This window comes from uncultured Porphyromonas sp., assembly GCF_934359325.1.
GTDB lineage: Bacteria > Bacteroidota > Bacteroidia > Bacteroidales > Porphyromonadaceae > Porphyromonas_A.
Genome location: NZ_CAKRLH010000165.1, coordinates 1 through 3,737, shown reverse-complemented (window position 1 = coordinate 3,737; position 3,737 = coordinate 1). Strand labels below are relative to the sequence as shown.

Sequence of the window (3,737 nt, the reverse complement as noted above, 5' to 3'; positions counted from 1 at the left end):
GTTCCCTTGACATAGAGAACAAGGGGCGCGTCGGCACAATTGAGCAGATACTCAGGGTACCCTTCTTCTCCATAAAAGAGTGGTGTGATCGTCTCGCCTGCCGCTGCTCTCTCGCTCAGCGTCCGGAGCTCCTCCTCAGCCTTGTGGAGGGGGTCATCAGAGCGGATGAGCCGAGCTAAGGAGGGGCGGATGTTGGGGTTTTGCGCTAGCTCGTCTGCCGTCGCCTCGAAGATGCGCTCCGGATGGCTGTCAAAGTCCTCGAGGAGGGCGTGACTGATGGTGGAGCCGATACCGGGGAGCATCGTCAGCCGCAGCAGGGCAAGCTCGGCAGGGGTCAGAGAGAGGGACACGGGAAGGGGAGGGGCTTGAGGTGCTTGTCGCAGTAGTCCATGAGGAAGTCGAAGTACTCGCCCCTCGTCAGACGACCATCCTGCACGCCGGCGACGTGGATCCGACCGGAGCAGACCACTGCGCCATCGCTCTCGCGGATCACGTCCTGGTCGGCAATGAGGAGAGGACCCCTCCTCGATAGATTGACCCCGACCACATAGGCATCGCCCGACCTGAGGGACTGGCGGTAGTCCAGCTCGGCATGGGTGACAAACATGTCGAATCCCTCATCGTGCTTGCTCGAGAAGCTGTCGCCGACGGTGCGGAGGAATTGATGGCGAGCATGCTCTAAGTAGTGGAGGTAATTGGCGTGATTCACCACGCCCTGGAGATCGCACTCGTAGTCGCGGACCGCCGTCACGGGGCTGAGATAGAGGTAAGTCTTGAGTGCCATGGCTCAGAAGTACTTGCTTCCGCTCTCCTTCTTCCGCTTCCTCATCACGAAGAGCCGGTCCCCGGGACGAACCTCCTCCGGAACCTTTACGCTAAAGGGGATGCCGATCTGGTCGATGCGGCTCCTTCGCTCGGACTTGTCGCCGAGCAGCATTTGCTTCGCCTCAAAGAAGACCGCCCCGGTCGTCGGACCGGTCACCAGCAGTCGCTCGCCCTCCTCGACGTAACCGCTCTCCAGCACCAGTTCTGCCACGCCGATCTTGCTGTAGTAGTGAGAGACGCGACCGATGCCCACCTTGACCTGAGTCGTGTGGGAGCCGTAGCGGTCGGTCCACTCGCCAAGCCTCTGACCAAGGTAGTAGCCGTCCCAGAAGCCGCGATTGAAGACTGTCGCCAGTCGTTCATCCCAGCCGGCTATCTTCTCTGCCCCATAGCTGCCGTCCAGATAGGCTCGGATCGCCTCATCGTAGCACTCGGTCACCGTGCGGACATACTCCGGACCGCGGGCACGACCCTCGATCTTGAAGACCCTGACGCCGGCGTCGATCATCTTATTGAGGAAGTGGATCGTCTTGAGATCCTTGGGCGACATAATATACTTGCCATCTACAGTCAGCTGGTCGCCGGTGGCATCGTCGGTGACGAGGTAGCTCCGGCGGCAGATCTGATTGCACTCGCCCCGGTTGGCAGACTTATTCATCTCTCCGAGGCTGAGGTAGCACTTGCCACTCACCGCCATGCAGAGCGCCCCGTGAGCAAACATCTCAATGCGGATCAGTTCTCCCTTGGGACCGCAGATATGCTCCTCCTCGATCGCACGGTGGATCAGCTCCACCTGGTCCAGCGTGAGCTCGCGGGCAAGCACCACGACGTCGGCGTAACGGGCGTAGAAGCGGAGCGCCTCGACATTGGAGATATTGAGCTGAGTGCTGAGGTGGACCTCCACCCCCTGCTCGTAGGCGTAGGCCATGGTGGCTATGTCGGTGGCGATGATGGCGGAGATGCCGGCGGACTTAGCGGCGTCGATGATCTCATGCATCCGCGCCATATCCTCGGGGTAGATGATCGTATTGACGGTGAGGTAGCTCTTCATCCCGTTGTCGCGGAGCAGAGCAGCCACCTCAGGCAGGTCCTCGAGGGTGAAGCTCTTGGAGGAGTGGGCCCGCATATTGAGCCCCTCAATGCCGAAGTAGGCGGCGTCGGCACCGCCTTGGATCGCCGCGATGAGCGACTCCCGGCTGCCGGCCGGTGCCATGATCTCGAAGTCTTTTCTTTCCATTACTATCCTTTTGCTTAAATGGCAGGCAGGCTCATGCCGGTAAACTTGCGGTAGAGGTCGAGGGCGTAGACGTCGGTCATGCCGCTGATGTAGTCGAGGGCGGACTGGATCTTGCCGTAGAGCGTCGGCGACGACATGTCGTACTGGGAGGGTATGCGGTTAAACCAAAGCTTGGAGTAGGCTCTCTCAAGGTGGAGCTGTGCCTCGATCAAGTTGTCCAGGAGTGAGGAGAAAATCCGAAACCCCGCCAGCTCGATGTCCAGCACTTCGCCGGCGTAATAGATGCGGTCAAAGGCGACCTCCCGCGCTGCTCTGTACGCCTCCCGCTGTCGCTCCTCCATGGCACCGATCAGGCTGCCGTGGAAGGTGCCACTCAGGATCTCCTCCCGGTGGGCGAGGAAGGTGTCGATGGCGGAGAGGGTTAGGCGATTGACCACCTTGCCGCGGAGGTAGGCGATCTGCTCGTTGTCGTCCGAGAGCTGATCGATCACCCTACCGGCCTCCTCCCGCTCTGTGTCGGTGAGGAAGGAGTAGAGCAGCTCGGTGCACTCCTCCCGCGAGAGGATCTTGAGCTTGTACGCATCCTCAAGATCCATGATCTGGTAACAGATATCGTCCGCCGCCTCGACTAAGTAGACCAAAGGGTGACGGGCGTACTCCGGGTGCTCGCCGTTGGAGATCTCCAGCAGCCCCAGCCTCCTTGCCACCTGCCGTAGGGTCTCCTCTTCGCTCGCAAAGCAGCCAAACTTCCCCGTCTCGCACTCCTTGGCGGAGGTGTAGGGGTACTTGATGAAGGAGCCTATCGTGGCGTAGGTGAGACCGTAGCCGCCGGGGCGTCTGCCGCAGAAGGTGTGGGTCAGGAGACGGAGACCATTGGCATTGCCGTCGTAGTGGACAAAGTCGGCCCATCGTCCACCCTCCGCCTCGAGGCTCTGCCGCCAGCGGGTGCCGGCGCCCTCGGTGAAGTAGGCGTGGATGGCCCGCTCACCGGCGTGACCAAAGGGGGGATTGCCCATGTCGTGCGCCAGACAGGCAGCGGAGACGACGGTGCCGACGTCGGAGAAGTCGAAGGGCAGCTCCGGCTCCTCAGCCTTGACGGCACGACCGATGGCATTGCCGAGCGACCGGCCGACGCAGGAGACCTCGAGGGTGTGGGTGAGCCGGTTGTGGACAAAGATCTGCCCGGGGAGGGGGAAGACCTGCGTCTTATTTTGCAGCCGGCGGAAGGGGGCACTGAAGATCAGTCGATCGTAGTCCCGCTGGTAGTCGGTTCGACCGGGCTGCTCGGTCGCCGACTCCTCCTGCCCGAAGCGCTCACTCGCCATGAGTTGCGCCCAGTCCATCCTCTTTCTCTTCTCCTCCGTCATGGTGCTCAGATATTTCGCTCCCTCAGGAGGTCGACAAAGTGGCGCACGCCGGCTGAGGCGCCCTCACGGATCTGCTTGAAGTCGCCCGGCACTGGCACCGGCTTGGGGTCGATGAGGAACTTCGGGATCCCACTTGGGGCGCAGGTGGAGAGACCGGCAGCGGGATAGACGACGAGGCTAGTGCCGATGATGAGGAAAATGTCCGCAGCCATAGTGGCGCGGATCGCATCACTCATGCGGGGGACCCCCTCACCGAAGTAGACGATGAAGGGACGCAGCCGGCGCCCACTGCGGTCGGTGGCATCGAT

General features: G+C 61.6%; 4 protein-coding genes and 1 pseudogene. All 5 read right to left on the bottom strand.

Translation table 11 applies throughout. The features are described from left to right. Window positions 1-350 (bottom strand): annotated as a pseudogene (locus tag Q0F21_RS06280) (DNA-protecting protein DprA); the annotation flags it as partial. Further along, entirely contained in the window at window positions 335-784 is a 450-nt protein-coding gene (locus Q0F21_RS06275; protein ID WP_297238382.1) for an acyl-CoA thioesterase, read from the bottom strand. The gene Q0F21_RS06275 and the pseudogene Q0F21_RS06280, both read right to left, overlap by 16 nt. 3 nt (window positions 785-787) lie before the next feature. Continuing rightward, entirely contained in the window at window positions 788-2,062 is a 1,275-nt protein-coding gene (locus Q0F21_RS06270; protein WP_297238380.1) for a peptidase U32 family protein, read from the bottom strand. A 14-nt stretch (window positions 2,063-2,076) separates the two neighbouring features. Continuing rightward, entirely contained in the window at window positions 2,077-3,405 is a 1,329-nt protein-coding gene (gene dgt, locus Q0F21_RS06265; RefSeq protein ID WP_297238384.1) for a dGTP triphosphohydrolase, read from the bottom strand. A 29-nt stretch (window positions 3,406-3,434) separates the two neighbouring features. Then, the coding region (locus tag Q0F21_RS06260) for a Sir2 family NAD-dependent protein deacetylase (RefSeq protein WP_297238378.1) at window positions 3,435-3,737 on the bottom strand (303 nt) is incomplete at its 5' end.